This window comes from Rhizobium sp. 01T444, from assembly GCF_056398305.1.
The window spans coordinates 69,777-84,715 of the sequence record NZ_JBFTPD010000003.1 but is presented as its reverse complement, the minus strand read 5'-3'; the positions used below and the strand labels follow the sequence as shown (position 1 = coordinate 84,715).

Genomic DNA, 14,939 nt, shown 5'->3' with positions numbered 1-14,939 from the left:
GTTCGAATGACGGTCAAGACAAACAACCTGCCTCCGCGATCGAGGCTGAACAGACAACTGGCCGCGGGCGAGGCGGTCATGAGGGTAAGGGACGAAAATATGGGTAAGGTTACAGGTTTTCTGGAAATCGACCGGCAGGTAGCGAAGTATCAGCCTGCGTCGGATCGTATCCGTCATTTCCGCGAATTCACGATCCCGATGTCGGACCCGGAAGTGCAGAAACAGGCAGCCCGCTGCATGGACTGTGGCATCCCCTATTGCCACGGCCCGACCGGCTGCCCGGTGCATAACCAGATTCCGGACTGGAACGACCTCGTCTACAACAACAACTGGGAAGCAGCGATCCAGAACCTGCATTCGACCAACAACTTCCCTGAGTTCACTGGCCGGGTCTGCCCCGCGCCTTGCGAGGAGGCCTGCACGTTGAACCTCGAGGATACGCCGGTCGCCATCAAGACGGTCGAACAGGCGATTGCCGACAAGGCTTACGAGCTCGGCTTCATCCGTCCGCAGCCGGCAACGATCCATACCGGCAAGAAGGTTGCAATCATTGGCTCCGGCCCTGCCGGCATGGCGGCCGCCCAGCAGCTCGGTCGCGCCGGCCATGACGTGCATGTCTACGAGCGTGAGACGAAGCCCGGCGGCCTGCTGCGTTACGGCATTCCKGAYTTCAAGATGGAGAAGAACTTCATCGATCGCCGCGTGGAGCAGATGAAAGGCGAGGGCGTGACGTTCCATTGCGGCGTCAATGTCGGCGTCGACGTCAAGGTCGAGCAGCTGCTCGCGGATTATGATGCCGTGCTTTACTGCGGCGGCTCCGAGACGCCGCGTGCTGCCGGCATTCCGGGTATCGATCTCACCGGTGTTCACGATGCAATGCCGTATCTGGTTCAGCAGAACAAGCGCGTCGGCCGCGAGAATATCGACAGCACCGGTTGGCCGTCCGATCCGATCCTGGCCGGAGCCAAGCATGTCGTCGTTGTCGGCGGTGGTGATACGGCGTCGGACTGCGTCGGCACGGCCTTCCGTCAGGGTGCGGTCAAGGTGACCCAGCTCGACATTCGTCCGCAGCCGCCGGAAAAGGAAGACAAGCTCGCCGTCTGGCCGTTCTGGGCCACGAAGATGCGTACCTCCTCTTCGCAGGCCGAAGGCGCGATCCGCGAATTCCAGGTCGCCACGCTAGAATTCGTCGGCGAAGATGGTGTCCTGACAGGCGTGAAGTGCTGTGAAGTCGATGAGCGCCGCCGGCCGGTTCCGGGTACGGATTTTGTCATCAAGGCAGATCTTGCCTTTATCGCCATCGGCTTCAGCGGTCCGTTCAACGACAGCGTGCTGAAGGAGCTCGACGGCAAGCTGATACTCAATATCGACAAGCGCGGATCGACCAACGTCGTTGCCAACGACCTTGACTACAAGACCTCGATCGACAAGCTCTGGACGGCGGGCGACGTGCGCCGCGGCCAGTCGCTGGTGGTCTGGGCAATCCGCGAAGGCCGCCAGGCCGCGCGCGCGATCGACGAGGCGCTGATGGGCTCCACCGTCCTGCCGCGCTGATCGGCCACAAACAATTCGTCGAGCAATAAAACTCCGCCGCATTCCGGCGGAGTTTTTCGTGGTGCGACCGGTTGACGCGCCGCGGCTTCCGGCAAGCTTCATGCAATTCCCGAGCTGCAGTTTTCCTGCGTATGCAGGCCCGAACCGGCCTGCGGCGACTGGCCGGACATGCCCCCGCCCGTTCAGTCGTGAGGCGTTTCACTGTTGGCCGCGGCGCAAGGGACATGGTTGCTGCGGACCATCACAAAGGACAAACCATGGTTTCCGCAATCGACAGTACGCGGCTGGTCTCAGCCCAATACGCCCTGAAGAACCTGCGCGGTTCCGATGAGGACAGCAGTCAGAGTGCCACCGAATCCTCCAGCGCTGCCAGCATTCTCAGCAGCTACGGTCTGGACCCGGACACGTCTTCGCTGCTTTCCAACAATGCGCTTGCAAGCCTGCTCGATACGCTTTCGACGCAGAACGATCAGACCGACGAGACGACGGACACATGGAGCGAAAATCCCGATGTGACGAGTTCGTCCTTCATGGCCATGCTAAAAAAGCAGCTTGAAGAGGCGGCCCAGCAGGAAGGCACCGATGGTACGGCACATGATATGCTGGCAGCTCTTGAAAACGGTACGCTGACGGTCTCCGATCCGACGCAGGGCGTTTCCATCGCCGCCTGGGATGTCGAAAATCCGGATGAAGCGAATACGGACAGCAAGCCCGGCACCGATATCGACGCCAGCGGCTGGAACGACTTTCTCAACGCGCATCTGAAGCGCGGCGATGATGCCTCGTTCGTCAAGCAGGCCGGTCACTATGTGGATAAGGTCGACAACAGCAATGCCTATTTCGGCCAGATCGGCTCTAACTTCTACTATCTGACTTGGCCGCAGGCGGCAGCCAAGTAATCCGGACCGTCGATTTTCGGGTCGATGCGTAGATTCAAAGAGTTAGAGCGTCCCTAATGCGTCCGAATGGGCGCACGGCGCTCTAACGGCCGTTTCTCATTTCACGGAAACTTCCGCCGTCGTCTTCAGCGTCGGCATGCGATAGTCGTCGATACGGCCTGCCGGCGCCGGTGCCATCTCTCCCTGTTCGACCAGCAGATCACGTGGCGATTTGGTCAGTGTTGCCGGCGGCGTCTTGCTGGCGCCAAGCAATTCCGCTCCACCATCGAGGTTCGGGTCGGACAGGCTGATCGGCTGCGTGTGTTCCACCGGATTGGTGGGCAGCGTCAGTGCCGGCAGGTTGCCGGGGTCGAGGCGCACGAGATCGGGACTTGCCTGGGTGCCGAGGAGGCGGCGCGCCGGTTTTTCCACGTAGAATGCGAGCTTGCGGCGGCCGGCCTGGGTCAGGTTGATGCCGTCAGTGGTGCGCAGGCGCACCTGCTGGCCGTTGACATCGGAGCCGGTGACGATGAACTTGCCGTTCTCGTCCACGAAACCGTCCCAGATGTCGACGAATTCGCCACCGATGCTTTCCATCTGGTTGCGGTAGAGCTGGTTCATCTGAACGGCATCGGCCGTCATCGAATCGGATTCAAAGGCAGGAAGTCCGACCCAGAGCAGCGGGATCTTGCGGCTCGTGATCTCTTTGCCGAAGGCCAGCACGCGGCGCTGATACTCGGTAAACCAGCCGTCGGTCCGAAATTTTTCCTTGCCAGCATCGGTCACCATCTGCTGGCGATCATTGGCGCCGATCATGACAACGACCATTGCCGGCTTCAGCTCGTCGATCATCTTCGGCAATTCGCCGGGCCAGTTGTAATAGTCGTCGCGCACGAGACCGGAAGAGACATTGCTGCGGGCCTCGACCACGACGCCGGGCGAGGTTTCAAAGGCGGCGGTGAGGCCGTCGCCCAGGCCGCCGGCGAGAAAATCACCGACGATCAGGATTTTCTGGGCATTGTCCAGCTTTTGGACCACGGGTTCAGCGGGCGCGACCGGCGCCGTGCGCATTGGCGTCACGGCCTTCTGCGCGGGTGCGCGCCTACGTTGCTGTTGTTGCCGCCGCGGTTGGCCGCGCATTTCGGGCTGCGGGTTCTCATCGATGTAACGGCGACCGAGAAAGAAATCGAGGATGGAGCGGCGTTGATAGCGAAGCTCCTGCGCCTCAGCATAGTCGGCCGGCAGCATCGAACCAAGGCAAAGGGAAAGCGTGGCTGCGGCAAGCGCAAGCCCACGAATCCATCGGGTCCGGTCAATTTGTCTTGTCATCGGGCAGTTCCGCATCTGCCGGGCATCTTGCATAGGCAGCTGCTTTCCGTCCACACCACCAATATTATTTAGGTCAGGCTTTCCCCGCTTCTACAGCATCGGCCCGAAAATCGGAATGATTTTCGGAAAGCACGATACGTAGATTCAAGGAGTTAGAATGTCCTTTGTGCGTCCAAATGGACGCACGACGCGCTAACGGCGCAGCGCGTCGAGAAGCGAAAGTGAAGGCTCACCATCCGGCTGCATGCCGATGCGCTCCTGAACAGCGGCGATGGCTGCCTTGGAGCCGGAGCCGAAATTGCCGTCGACATCACCACTGTAATAGCCGAGCGTCTTCAGGCGTGTCTGCAATTCGAACTTCTCGGTGATGTCGAGCGCACCTTCCGGACGCGGCCAGCGCTGCTGCATTCCGCCAAAGCCGGCAATCTGGTCTGCAAGCAGGCCGACGGCGAGCGCATAGCTGTCGGAGGCATTGTAGTTCTTGATGGTGAAGAAGTTCGCCGTCATCAGGAAGCCCGGACCATCGCTACCTGCCGGCATCTTCAGCATGGCGCGGGTGTCGCCATCCTTGAAAGGCTTGCCATTCGGACGCTTCAGGCCAAGGGCTGCCCACTGGGCGAGCGTGCGCGTCTTGCCGACCTGCTGCGCGGCAGATGCCGGTACTGCGACTTCGTAGCCCCAGGTTCTGCCGGCGTCCCAGCCGTTCTTCATGAGGAGATTGGCCGAGGTCGCCAGCGCGTCGGGCACGGAATTCCAGATGTCGCGATGGCCGTTGCCGTCAGCGTCCACCGCATAGAGAAGATAGCTTGTCGGGATGAACTGGGTGTGGCCCATGGCGCCAGCCCATGAGCCGGTCATTTCCTTGGCGGGCACGTCACCGTTCTGCAGGATCTTCAGGGCTGCGATCAACTGCTTCTTGGCAAACTTGGCACGCTTGGGATCGGCAAAGGCAAGCGTTGCCAATGCGCGCGGCACATAGTGAAGGCGCTCATCCTTAGCGAGAACTGCGCCGTAGTTTGATTCCATCGACCAGATGGCGAGCAGAATCGATTTGTCGACGCCGAAGTGGCGCTGGATCACATCCAGCGTCTTGGCATGCTTGGCGGCCATCTTGCGGCCGATTTCCACAGTGTAGGGATTGACGCGGGAATCGATGTAATCCCAAATCTTCGATGTGAATTCAGGCTGATAAGTCGCCTTTTCCAGCACAGTGGGGTCAGGTTCGCTTACCCCAGAAAAGGCTTTCTGATACGTTGCCTTACTGATGCCACTCTGCGCGGCAGTTTGGTAGAAGTCCGCGATCCACTTCTGGAACCGGGCATCAGCTTTTGCGTTATTGGGGGCCAGTCCGGTCGCGGTGGCGACAACGAGGGCGAGAGCAAGACCACGAAGGGAGTTTATATATTTCTGGGTCATCGGCAGTCGTATCCGTCATCTTCAGTTTTAGCTTGGGCGGTACGTCATGTCCGTCCTACGCCGAAATTACAGGAACGGAGTCAACAAATTCTTTACCATGCCCGGCCGGTCCAGTCACCATTTGCAAAACGGTAGCAATTCTATACTAGTTCAAATCGATGTAGCGTTTCGTTAAAAGCGGTATAGTCAAAACAGGAGGTCGGTGTGGCTCTGAATAAGAAAGTTCGCAAGGCAGTATTTCCAGTCGCAGGTCTGGGAACGCGGTTCCTTCCAGCCACTAAAGCGGTTCCAAAGGAAATGCTGACGGTCGTCGATAAACCAATCATTCAGTATGTTGTCGACGAAGCACTTGAAGCAGGCATTGAACATCTGGTTTTTGTTACTGGTCGTAACAAGCACGTCATCGAAGATTACTTCGATATTCATTTCGAACTTGAGCAGACGCTCAAGGAGCGCGCCAAGAAGGCGGAGATCACCTTGCTGCAGCAGCAGCTTCCCAAGGCAGGCACGGTGAGCTTTACCCGTCAGCAGGAGCCGCTCGGCCTCGGCCACGCCGTCTGGTGCGCCCGCGAGATCGTCGGCGACGAACCTTTCGCATTGCTTCTTCCCGACATGATCATGAAGGATCAAAAGGGCTGCATGAAGGGCATGATCGAGCTCTACGAACACAGCGGCGGCAATATCATCGCTGTCGAGGAATGCGCTCCCGACCAGGCTCACAAATATGGCATCGTCGGCGTTGGCGAAGCTATCGGCGAAGGCTTCCGGATCACCGGCATGGTTGAAAAGCCTGCCAAGGGTACGGCTCCTTCAAACTTCTTCATCAACGGTCGCTACATCCTGCAGCCGGAGATATTCAAAATCCTGGAAACCCAGGAACGCGGCGCAGGTAACGAAATCCAGCTCACCGACGGCATGCTGAAGCTGCTCAAGGAGCAGGATTTCGCTGGCTACCACTTCAAGGGTGAAACTTACGACTGCGGCGCCAAGGATGGCTTCATCCTCGCCAACGTTGCCTTCGCTCTTGAGCGTGCGGATATCCGTCCGACGGTTGAGGGCGGCTTCAGGGACCTTCTCGCCGGCCTGAACTAAGGCCCTTCAGCGCTTCACCTTGAGACCGACGCCGGCTCGCCATTGCTGCGAGTCGTCGCCTTCCTTGCGTGTCGTCAGCTCGTAGCCAAGCGTGCTGGTGAAGTCGAGGTAGCGGTTGATGTTCCAGACAAGACCTGTCGAGGCGGTGTAAACCGTCTCGTCGTTTATCGTGCTGCCGCTCGGATAATCGCGCAGCGTCACGCCGCCGATGACCGTCGCCACCAGATTGTCGCGCAGCTGATGATCGACGGTAGACGTTAATTGATGCGAGACATAGCCGCTTTCACCCGCTGCGGTGGAAGGCTGGATGCTGGTCTGGAGGTCCAGATTGACATTCGTTCCGCGGATCGGCGACCAGAGCAGGCTAGCATCGAGTGTCGCCGTATCGATCGATTTCAGCCTGTCATCATCGAAATCCGCCGTCGCATAGCCGACCGCGACCTCGCCCTTGAGTTTTTCGCCCATATCGACCTGAACGCCGCCCTTGGCGCCGTAGCTGTCCCCCGAACGCCGATAACCGGAGGAATCGGTGCGTTCATCATAGTTGGTCTTGCCGATCGACGCCTCGATGAAGGGAATGAGTGCCGGCGAGAGTTCATAGCCGATGCGGCCGCGCACCGTGCCCGTGGTCTGGTTGCGGTCACTCATGGAGACTGTCGTGCCGTTGGAGAGTTCGGCATCGGAATAGATCGAGCGCGAAAGCGCAACGGCGGCGGTTCCCCGCAGGATGCCGAAGTCGTGCTCAATGGAGGCGCCGCCGGTAAATTCCTGCACATCGGATTGCTGATCGGCGTTGGTGATCGCATCCGGATCATCAGTGTCTTCGCGGTAGAAATTATAGCCACCAGTGATGTGGCCGACGGTATCGCGCGTCAGGTCCAGGCGCAGATCGCCATTGATCTTGAAGGATGGCTGTTCTTCACCCTCGCCGCTGATGTTCTTTTGCCAGGCGCCCTCGGAGGTGACGGTCAGCTGATGCCGGCTCCAGTCGGAGGTCAGCGTCGCGCCCATATCGGTCTCGAGGAAGCCGCGGCTCTTTTTCGTTCCACCGTCCTTCGTGGTCTCGGTATTGATCGTTTGGGTGACGCTCGGGCGCAGGACAAAGCTGCCGAGAGGGATGCCGGGCGTCTGCTCGGTCGAGATACTTTCCGGTACCTTGCGCGCCGGCGTTTCGTCCAGGCGCGGTTCGCGGGTGTTCAGCCTGCGCATATCCTCGTCGAGGATCGCGCCGGTAATCTCATCGTCGGGCTGTGTTGTCGGAGTGCGGCCAGCCGCTGCGTCCGAATCCTGATCCCGGACATTGTTGGCAGGAGTGGTCGCGGCATCGCTCGTATCGCCGAAATCCGGCGCCGCATTGTACGTGGTTGCGCCCTGTGTGGCTGTCGTGCGGGAATTTGCCGTGCTTGCCGGTGCTTGTTGAGACGTCGTCTGCTGTGCGAAAGCGGCGGGCACGACCAGCAGGCCGATAGCCACGATGGAGACGGCATGGCTCATGGCGCGGAGCGGCGTCACACTGCTCGTCTGTTTTCCCTGGCCCATTCAATCCGCGCCTGAAATGCTTCGAAGTCTTACCCAAGCGTAAAGCCTTGTGGTTAACCATTCGTTGCCGTGCGGGGTGCGCGTTCATACATGGGAAACATTGTCGGGTGGACAGGTAAAGTGAAAAGGTCTAACGCATTGCCATGATCAGGAGAGCGGTAAAACTCGTCGAAAACAGCGTGCTGGAGTCGGGCAAGCGCACCGTCAGCATCGAAAGACGTGCCCTTGAGGCGTTGGAACGTGCCTTCGATGATGGGCTGGCGGGCCCCTTTACTCGTGCGGTCGAGATGATTGGCGAGAATACCGGCCGTGTGATCGTGACCGGCGTCGGCAAGAGCGGCCATATCGGCACGAAGATCGCAGCCACCTTCGCTTCAACGGGAACGCCTGCCTTTTTCGTGCATGCGGCGGAAGCCAATCACGGCGATCTTGGCATGATTGCCGGCGATGATCTGGTGCTGGCGATCTCCAAGGGTGGTGAAAGCGCCGAACTGAAGAGCATCATTTCCTACACGCGGCGTTTTTCCATTCCGCTGATCGCCATGACCTGCAGCCCACAGTCCTCACTGGCGACGGCCGCAGATATCGTGCTGCTGATCCCCAATGAGGAAGAGGCCTGTCCCAACGGGCTGGCACCAACCACATCGACGATGATGCAGCTTGCGCTCGGTGATGCACTGGCGATTGCGCTTTTGGACGCGCGTGGCTTCACGGCGACCGATTTCCATGTTTTCCATCCTGGCGGCAAGCTGGGCGCGAGCCTGATGCATGTTGCCGACGTCATGCATACCGGTGACCGCCTGCCGCTGGTCGCGCAAGGCACGTCCGTGCCGGCGGCGATCAAGGTTCTGTCGCACAAGCATTTCGGCTGCGTCGGCGTGCTGGATGCGGAGGGTCGGCTTTGCGGCATCGTCACTGATGGTGACATGTCCCGCAACCTCAGCCGCAATCTCGCGGAGTTGACAGTCGATGACATCATGACGCGCGCGCCGAAGACGGTCAGGCCGACGATACTGGCGACTGCAGCCCTGGCACTGCTCGAACAATACAAGATCGGTGCGCTTATGGTCATCGATGACGAGCAGCGCCCAATCGGGCTCGTTCACTTCCATGATCTGTTGCGGATCGGTGTGGCTTGATCAGGTCGGTTCGACCGTCAGGTCGCGGCCGTTGCTCGAAACCACTTTGACCTGCGTTCCGGCCGGAAGATCCGGCCCCATGACCTGCCACGTCGTGTCATCGAGACGAATGCGGCCGCGGCCTTCGCGGATCGGCTCGCGCAGCGTCGCGGTACGGCCAACGAGGCTCGCGCCGCGCTGATTGAGGAACGGCTCATCCGTCGTGGCATTGCGCAGTGTCAGCCGCCGGCCGATGAGCGTGGCTGCGACCGCGAGGATGGCGAAGAGGATCGCCTGAAGCTCCCAGATCCAGAAAGCGGCATCCCAGAAGAGCAGCGACAAAACACCGACGGCAAGTGCGGCAAGCCCGATCCAGACCAGGAAGAAGCCCGGCACGACCATCTCGGCTGCAAGCAGCACGAGGCCTGCCACCCACCAGCTCCACGGCCCAAGTTCGCCGACGATCTTCGCCAGCATGGCTTATCGCTCCGGATTGGGATTGAAGGGATTGGCCGGAGCCGGGCCGACCGACGGCGTGGAGCGCGCCGGAACTGCCCGGGGAGGCGGAGGCGGCTGATTGTTGCCTTCCCCAAAGACCTCCCGGGCAATCGCGCCGATGCCGCCAAGCGAGCCGAGAATGGAAGACGCTTCCATCGGCATCATGACGATCTTGGAGTTGGGCGCCGAGCCGATTGAAGCGAGCGCCTCGGTGTATTTCTGGGCAACGAAATAGTTGATTGCCTGGACGTCGCCGGCGGCGATCGCTTCCGAGACCATCTTCGTCGCCTTGGCTTCGGCTTCTGCCAAGCGTTCGCGGGCTTCGGCATTGCGGAAGGCGGCTTCGCGCTGCCCTTCGGCCTGAAGGATGGCGGACTGCTTGGCGCCTTCTGCTCTCAAGATCTGCGCGTTGCGCGAACCTTCAGCTTCCAACACCTGGGCACGTTTCTCGCGCTCGGCCTTCATCTGGCGGGCCATCGCGTCGACGAGGTCGCGCGGCGGCTGGATATCCTTGATCTCGACGCGGGTGACCTTGATGCCCCAAGGCTGTACGGCTTCGTCCACGACGCGCAGCAGCCGGTCGTTGATCGCATCACGATTGGAGAGCAGTTCATCAAGATCCATAGAGCCCATGACGGAGCGAATATTGGTCATGGTGAGGTTCAGGATGGCATTTTCCAAATTGGAAACCTGATAGGCGGCCTGAGCGGCATTCAGCACCTGGTAGAAGGATACGGCATCGGCTGAGACCGAGGCATTGTCCTTGGTAATCACCTCTTGGGTCGGCACGTTCAGCACCTGCTCCATCACGTTCATCCTGGCGCCGACACGTTCGATGAAAGGGGTGATCAGGTTCAGGCCGGGTTCCAGCGTGCGCGTATAGCGGCCGAAACGCTCGATCGTATAACGGTAGCCCTGTGGAACCGTCTTGATGCCCGCAAAGAGCACCAGGATGACAAAAACCACCAATACGATCACGACGATATCGAAGCCGCCCAGCAGCATGTATTCCTCCCTAAGCCCACCTATCTGACGTGGTGAGTTATCACGTTCTTTGCAAGGAAGGAATGACGGCCTCGCCTGTCAAATCAGGGTGATAGGCCGGCATCATCGAGCTCGCTCTTTGTGATATAGCCGCCCATCAGGCAATTGGTGAGAAACGGCTGATCGTCCGGCTTCAGATTGCCGGTTTTGACGTCGCGGAGGCGAAGCTGACATGCGACCTGACCGACGATGCCTTTGGGAGGGGCGTTGGCATAGACCCGCTGATAGCGTTCCCACGCGAGATAACCGCCACCTGCGATGACGAGCAAGCAGGCGAGGACAATCAATTTTCTGAAAGCCGAAATCATAAAGTACGTCCAGATCGATAAAGCAGCAGGCCACGAATCTGCGGGCCGCAGCCGCGCCTCTGGCGCGATTGCGATCGCCTATCGGCCATTCTTTAGATCTGGCGCGCGGGATATTTTTATCTATTGCAGGGCGCCAGAAAATCTGGGGCCGCGTCTGTCATGCCCAGCCCAGCAGTTCACGGCGCACGACTTTTTCCAGCACCTGCATGCCGTCCTCGCTGTCATTCAGGCAGGGAATATGCGTGAACTGTTCGCCGCCATTGTGCTTGAAAGAATGGGCGGCCTGTTCGGCAATCTCTTCCAGCGTCTCCAGACAGTCGGAAACGAAGCCGGGATTCATGACGGCGATGCGCTTGACGCCGTCCTGCGCCAGCTTCTCGACGGTCTTGTCGGTATAGGGCTGCAGCCATTCCTCCGGTCCGAAGCGGGACTGGAAGGTGACCATGAAATTTTCCTTTGTCAGCCCGAGGCGTTCGCGCAGCAGCCGGCCGGTCTTCTGGCACTGGCAGTAATAGGGATCGCCCTGTTGGAAGTAGGAGAGCGGAATGCCGTGGAAGGAGGCGAGCAGCATCTCGGGCTTCCAGTCGAGGGTGGCAAGGTGCCGCTCGACGGATTTGGCGAGCGCTTCGATATAGGTCTCGTCGTCGTGATAATCAGGCACCGTGCGCAACGCCGGTTGCCAGCGCATGGTTAGAAGCTTCTGGAAGGCCTTGTCATTGACGGTCGCGGTGGTAGCCGCCGCATATTGCGGATAGAGCGGGAAGAGCAGGATGCGGTCACAACCCTCGTCCTTCAGCGCTTCGATACGCGAGCGGATCGATGGCGTGCCATACCGCATTGCCCAATCGACCTTGACGTTTGGCAGGTCGCGCAGCCGTTCGGCCATGAAGTCCGATTGGTTGCGGGTATAGGTGCGTAGCCAGCTTTCATTCAGATCCTTGTTCCAGATCGTCTCATAGGCCTTGCCCACCTTCTGCGGGCGCGTGTTGAGGACGATGCCGAACAGGATCGGATACCATTTCCAGGGCGACCATTCGATGACACGCTTGTCGGTCAGGAATTCGCGCAGGTAGCGGCGCATGGAGGTGTAATCAGTACCATCCGGCGTACCAAGATTGACCAGCAGGACGCCGACCTTGCCGAACTTGACGGCGGGATGGTCCGCCGGGCGGAGTGAAGTATCTGTCATTCTGGCCCCAACGCGCTTTCGTGTCTCGCCGGATCATACGCAGCCGGCCGATCACGGTTCACCCTATAAGAAGAAAAGCCGGCCCGGGGAACCCCGGACCGGCTCTGATGATCAGGACAAATCGTCTTACTTGGCGGGAACCTGGATTTCCTCGCCGACCCGCAGATGGCGCGGGTTCGGGCTGCCATTGGCTTCCGACAATTTGTGCCATTCGGCGCCATCGCCGTAGAAGGTCTTGGCGAGATCCCAGAAAGTATCGCCGGCAGCGATGATATGGGTCGAAGGCGCAGCCGGTGCGGAGGCTGCCGGGGTAGGTTCAACTGCCGGAGCGGGAGCGGCTGGGGCTGGTGCTGCAGTAGCTGGGGTCGGTTCGGCAGATGGAGCCGGGGCCGCGGGCGCAGGTGTTGCGGGAGCCGGCTCTGCGGAGGGAGCAGGTGCCGCCTGCGCAATTTCAGTGATGCGGCCGTCCGTATAAGGCTTATAGGGCGAGTGCGCGGCAATATATTCGGCTGTCACGTCGGCCAGGTCCGGACCGTAGTCATAGGCATTCTGGCCGTCTTTGAAGGCGACATAGCCATCGCCGCCGGCGCGCATGAAGTTGTTGGTGGCGACGCTATAGGTCTTGGCATTGTCGATCGGCACGAAATTGTCGCCGTCCTTGACCTGGACGTCGCTGACGCGGCTGCCGACCGGCTTCGACTGGTCGAAAGTGAATTTCAGACCGGCGACCTGCGGGAAACGGCCGGCGCCCTGGTCGATCTGGCTGACGCCGTTTTCGAGCGCCTTGATGATATCGGCGCCGGTCAGCTGGAAGGTTGCGAGCGTGTTCTGGAAGGGCAACACGGTGATGACTTCGCCCTGGGTGACGTCGCCGCCATCGATGGAGGCGCGCAGGCCGCCGCCGTTCTGGATGGCAATGGTCACGCCCTGGTTCTTGCTACGGTCGAGGATAGCATCGGCCACCAGATTGCCCATCGAGCATTCCTTGACGCGGCAGACCTTGCGGTCGCCCTCGATGGGGCCTTCGGAGGAGCCGATCACCTTCTTGCGCAGGTCTTCAATCGGCTTTGCCAGTTCGACAATGCGTGCCGTGACAGCCGGATCAGGCGTGAAGGAAGAATCGATCAGGATGGGATCACCCTTGGCTTCCTTGACGACGCCATTATCATCGAAATTAACGACGAGATCGCCGAGATATTTGCTGTAGGAGGCTGCCTGCACCACCGGTACCTTGTACCCGCCGGGATTGTCGACCATCGTCGGATAGGGGCCTTCGGCCTTCGGATCGGTGTTCGACAGCAGGCTGTGTGAATGGCCACCGACGACCACATCGACATCAGGGATCTTGGCGATCATCGCGAGGTCGCGCGGGTAGCCGACATGGGTGAGCGCAATGATCTTGTTGACGCCTTCGCCCTTCAGTTTCTGAACCTCTGCCGTGATGCTCTGGACGTCATCGGCAATCGTCACGTTCGGGCCGGGCGAGGAAAGCTCCGGCGTGTCATTGGTGACGGCGCCGACGATACCGATCTTCTGGCCGCTGACGTCAAGCACGAGAGAAGGTTTGACGCGGTCGCCAAGCTTGGAGGCAGCACTTGCCTTGACGTTGGCGGCGACGACGGGGAATTGCACCTTGTCGAGGAAGGTTGCGAGCCCATCCTCGCTGTCGTCGAATTCATGATTGCCGACCGTCATGGCGTCGAACTTCATGAGGTTCAGCATTTCGGCTTCGGCCGCGCCCTTGTAGGTCGTGTAGAACAGCGAGCCCTGGAAATTGTCGCCGGCGTTGAGCAGCAGCACGTTCTTGCCCGTCAGAGCCTGACGGCGCTGGTCGATAGCGGTCTTCAGACGGGCGGCGCCGCCGAAGCATTCGTTCTTGCCTTCCTCCTCGACCGAGCAGGTGGAGTCGAACTTGTTGATCGATTCAATGCGTGAATGGAAATCGTTGATATGAAGAATATTGAGTTCGTAATCCGCGAAAGCGGCGCCTGTGCTCAGCGCCAGCATGGACGCGGTCAAAAGACCGAAGCTGAAAGACTTCGTCATCCCTGTTCTCCTGATTAAAAGGGCGAAGATCCCCCTGATCCTCGCCAGTCCCTTCCATGGTCAGCCCGGGCGGTTTCCCGGCATGCGGATGTTCCATCAGACGATGCGCCGCCGCAAGGGAAAGCTGGGCCAGGAGAGCCGCTTTCCAAGGGGGAACCGGGCAAAAAAGCCGACTGGTTATCCCACGCATTCTCCGGCGGCAGCGTTTCGGTAGAGTTCGCGCATGGCCTCTGCAATATTCGGAAATGTGGCGAGCGCGACAATCAAGCAAAGAAGGGAAACGATGCGGTGAAAGCGCCGGCCGGCCCGATAGGCAAGGACTACGCCTGCGCCGTAGATCAGGACTGCCGGCGCGGCGAAGATCAGCACCTGCAGCGGCCCGTCGCAATCGGGGGCGGCGATACCTTGGGCACGATAGACATTAGCCGGCAAAATGACCGCAAGTGCGGCAAGCGGCGTTGCGAGCAACAGGACGAGGTAACCAGCGAAAGCCCGCATGGTGCTTAGCCTTCACCTCATCTGCTCTATTCAGCTGCGGCGGGTCAGGACGAACTGTGCGCCGGCATCCGAGGTGCAATTCAGCTGGCTCGTCGTAACGAGGGCGCAATTGACCTTCGACTGAGTGTTGCGAACCAGCGAGGTCATGTTGATTTCCACCAGCGTCGGCGAGGTTTTGGTATAGGTGCCGGAGGCCAGAAGCTGGTTGCTGTCGGTCGTGCGCGTCGTGAAAGTGCCGGACTGGAAGGTGGAGACGATGCCGTTCGGATCGGCCCAGGTTCCTTCGACACCGGTAGGAGTGGGTGCTGATGCAACGGGGAGGGGGCGCGGGCCGGAGGAAACACAGGCGGCAAGAGCTGCCGATGCAACCGCAAGAACGAGACCAGTTCTGACTTTCATAAGGCTTCTCCCGGCGAATCTAAGCGGAAGC

The 14,939-nt window shown here is 59.9% G+C and carries 14 protein-coding genes; 4 read left to right on the top strand and 10 right to left on the bottom strand.

Annotation, left to right across the window (positions count from 1 at the left end; translation table 11 throughout):
* Positions 1–99 precede the first annotated feature (99 nt).
* Entirely contained in the window at positions 100–1,554 is a 1,455-nt protein-coding gene (locus AC1DTN_RS05985; protein WP_442206413.1) for a glutamate synthase subunit beta, read from the top strand.
* Between the two features lie 257 nt (positions 1,555–1,811).
* The gene (locus AC1DTN_RS05980) at positions 1,812–2,453 is read left to right on the top strand and encodes a hypothetical protein (protein ID WP_442206412.1); all 642 of its coding nucleotides are present in this window, start codon (positions 1,812–1,814) and stop codon (positions 2,451–2,453) included.
* Positions 2,454–2,549: 96 nt separating this feature from the next.
* On the opposite strand, the gene AC1DTN_RS05975 is transcribed toward AC1DTN_RS05980, so the two are convergent.
* Complete coding sequence (locus AC1DTN_RS05975; protein WP_442206411.1) at positions 2,550–3,761, bottom strand: SGNH/GDSL hydrolase family protein; 1,212 nt, start codon at positions 3,759–3,761, stop codon at positions 2,550–2,552.
* Positions 3,762–3,953: 192 nt separating this feature from the next.
* Positions 3,954–5,177, bottom strand: coding sequence for a lytic murein transglycosylase (locus AC1DTN_RS05970; RefSeq protein WP_310383624.1), 1,224 nt, complete (start codon positions 5,175–5,177; stop codon positions 3,954–3,956).
* A 204-nt stretch (positions 5,178–5,381) separates the two neighbouring features.
* Here AC1DTN_RS05970 and galU point away from each other — a divergent pair, with 204 nt between their 5' ends.
* Positions 5,382–6,269 (top strand): UTP--glucose-1-phosphate uridylyltransferase GalU, encoded by an 888-nt coding sequence (galU, locus tag AC1DTN_RS05965; RefSeq protein ID WP_310383622.1) that lies wholly within the window; start codon positions 5,382–5,384, stop codon positions 6,267–6,269.
* 6 nt (positions 6,270–6,275) lie between these two features.
* Here the strand turns inward: galU and AC1DTN_RS05960 are convergent, their stop codons facing one another.
* Positions 6,276–7,808 carry an outer membrane beta-barrel protein gene (locus tag AC1DTN_RS05960; RefSeq protein ID WP_442206410.1) on the bottom strand — a complete coding sequence of 511 codons (1,533 nt, stop codon included), beginning with the start codon at positions 7,806–7,808 and terminating at the stop codon, positions 6,276–6,278.
* A 143-nt stretch (positions 7,809–7,951) separates the two neighbouring features.
* Between AC1DTN_RS05960 and AC1DTN_RS05955 the strand changes: the two genes are divergently transcribed.
* Complete coding sequence (locus AC1DTN_RS05955; RefSeq protein WP_113320928.1) at positions 7,952–8,947, top strand: KpsF/GutQ family sugar-phosphate isomerase; 996 nt, start codon at positions 7,952–7,954, stop codon at positions 8,945–8,947.
* Here AC1DTN_RS05955 and AC1DTN_RS05950 read toward each other — a convergent pair whose 3' ends face one another.
* The 7 genes from AC1DTN_RS05950 to omp10 all read right to left on the bottom strand — a co-directional run bounded on the left by AC1DTN_RS05950 (position 8,948) and on the right by omp10 (position 14,908).
* Positions 8,948–9,403 (bottom strand): NfeD family protein, encoded by a 456-nt coding sequence (locus tag AC1DTN_RS05950; protein ID WP_113320927.1) that lies wholly within the window; start codon positions 9,401–9,403, stop codon positions 8,948–8,950. It lies immediately after the preceding gene.
* Positions 9,404–9,406: 3 nt separating this feature from the next.
* Positions 9,407–10,429: an SPFH domain-containing protein gene (locus AC1DTN_RS05945; RefSeq protein ID WP_442206409.1), complete on the bottom strand. Its 1,023-nt coding sequence runs from the start codon at positions 10,427–10,429 to the stop codon at positions 9,407–9,409.
* Between the two features lie 83 nt (positions 10,430–10,512).
* Positions 10,513–10,776 (bottom strand): hypothetical protein, encoded by a 264-nt coding sequence (locus AC1DTN_RS05940; protein WP_442206408.1) that lies wholly within the window; start codon positions 10,774–10,776, stop codon positions 10,513–10,515.
* 157 nt (positions 10,777–10,933) lie between these two features.
* Positions 10,934–11,965, bottom strand: coding sequence for a ferrochelatase (hemH, locus tag AC1DTN_RS05935; protein WP_442206407.1), 1,032 nt, complete (start codon positions 11,963–11,965; stop codon positions 10,934–10,936).
* Between the two features lie 126 nt (positions 11,966–12,091).
* Positions 12,092–14,011: a 5'-nucleotidase C-terminal domain-containing protein gene (locus tag AC1DTN_RS05930; protein ID WP_442206406.1), complete on the bottom strand. Its 1,920-nt coding sequence runs from the start codon at positions 14,009–14,011 to the stop codon at positions 12,092–12,094.
* 177 nt (positions 14,012–14,188) lie between these two features.
* The gene (locus AC1DTN_RS05925) at positions 14,189–14,509 is read right to left on the bottom strand and encodes a hypothetical protein (RefSeq protein ID WP_442206405.1); all 321 of its coding nucleotides are present in this window, start codon (positions 14,507–14,509) and stop codon (positions 14,189–14,191) included.
* A gap of 30 nt (positions 14,510–14,539) precedes the next feature.
* Complete coding sequence (omp10, locus tag AC1DTN_RS05920) at positions 14,540–14,908, bottom strand: outer membrane lipoprotein Omp10 (protein WP_442206404.1); 369 nt, start codon at positions 14,906–14,908, stop codon at positions 14,540–14,542.
* Between the last annotated feature and the right edge of the window lie 31 nt (positions 14,909–14,939).

Coding starts and splice junctions, on each gene's coding strand:
- AC1DTN_RS05925 (WP_442206405.1), bottom strand. CDS start 14,509: ATGCGGGCTTTCGCTGGTTACCTCGTCCTGTTGCTCGCAACGCCGCTT.
- AC1DTN_RS05980 (WP_442206412.1), top strand. CDS start 1,812: ATGGTTTCCGCAATCGACAGTACGCGGCTGGTCTCAGCCCAATACGCC.
- AC1DTN_RS05975 (WP_442206411.1), bottom strand. CDS start 3,761: ATGACAAGACAAATTGACCGGACCCGATGGATTCGTGGGCTTGCGCTT.
- omp10 (WP_442206404.1), bottom strand. CDS start 14,908: ATGAAAGTCAGAACTGGTCTCGTTCTTGCGGTTGCATCGGCAGCTCTT.
- AC1DTN_RS05945 (WP_442206409.1), bottom strand. CDS start 10,429: ATGCTGCTGGGCGGCTTCGATATCGTCGTGATCGTATTGGTGGTTTTT.
- AC1DTN_RS05950 (WP_113320927.1), bottom strand. CDS start 9,403: ATGCTGGCGAAGATCGTCGGCGAACTTGGGCCGTGGAGCTGGTGGGTG.
- hemH (WP_442206407.1), bottom strand. CDS start 11,965: ATGACAGATACTTCACTCCGCCCGGCGGACCATCCCGCCGTCAAGTTC.
- AC1DTN_RS05960 (WP_442206410.1), bottom strand. CDS start 7,808: ATGGGCCAGGGAAAACAGACGAGCAGTGTGACGCCGCTCCGCGCCATG.
- AC1DTN_RS05940 (WP_442206408.1), bottom strand. CDS start 10,776: ATGATTTCGGCTTTCAGAAAATTGATTGTCCTCGCCTGCTTGCTCGTC.
- AC1DTN_RS05930 (WP_442206406.1), bottom strand. CDS start 14,011: ATGACGAAGTCTTTCAGCTTCGGTCTTTTGACCGCGTCCATGCTGGCG.
- AC1DTN_RS05970 (WP_310383624.1), bottom strand. CDS start 5,177: ATGACCCAGAAATATATAAACTCCCTTCGTGGTCTTGCTCTCGCCCTC.
- AC1DTN_RS05955 (WP_113320928.1), top strand. CDS start 7,952: ATGATCAGGAGAGCGGTAAAACTCGTCGAAAACAGCGTGCTGGAGTCG.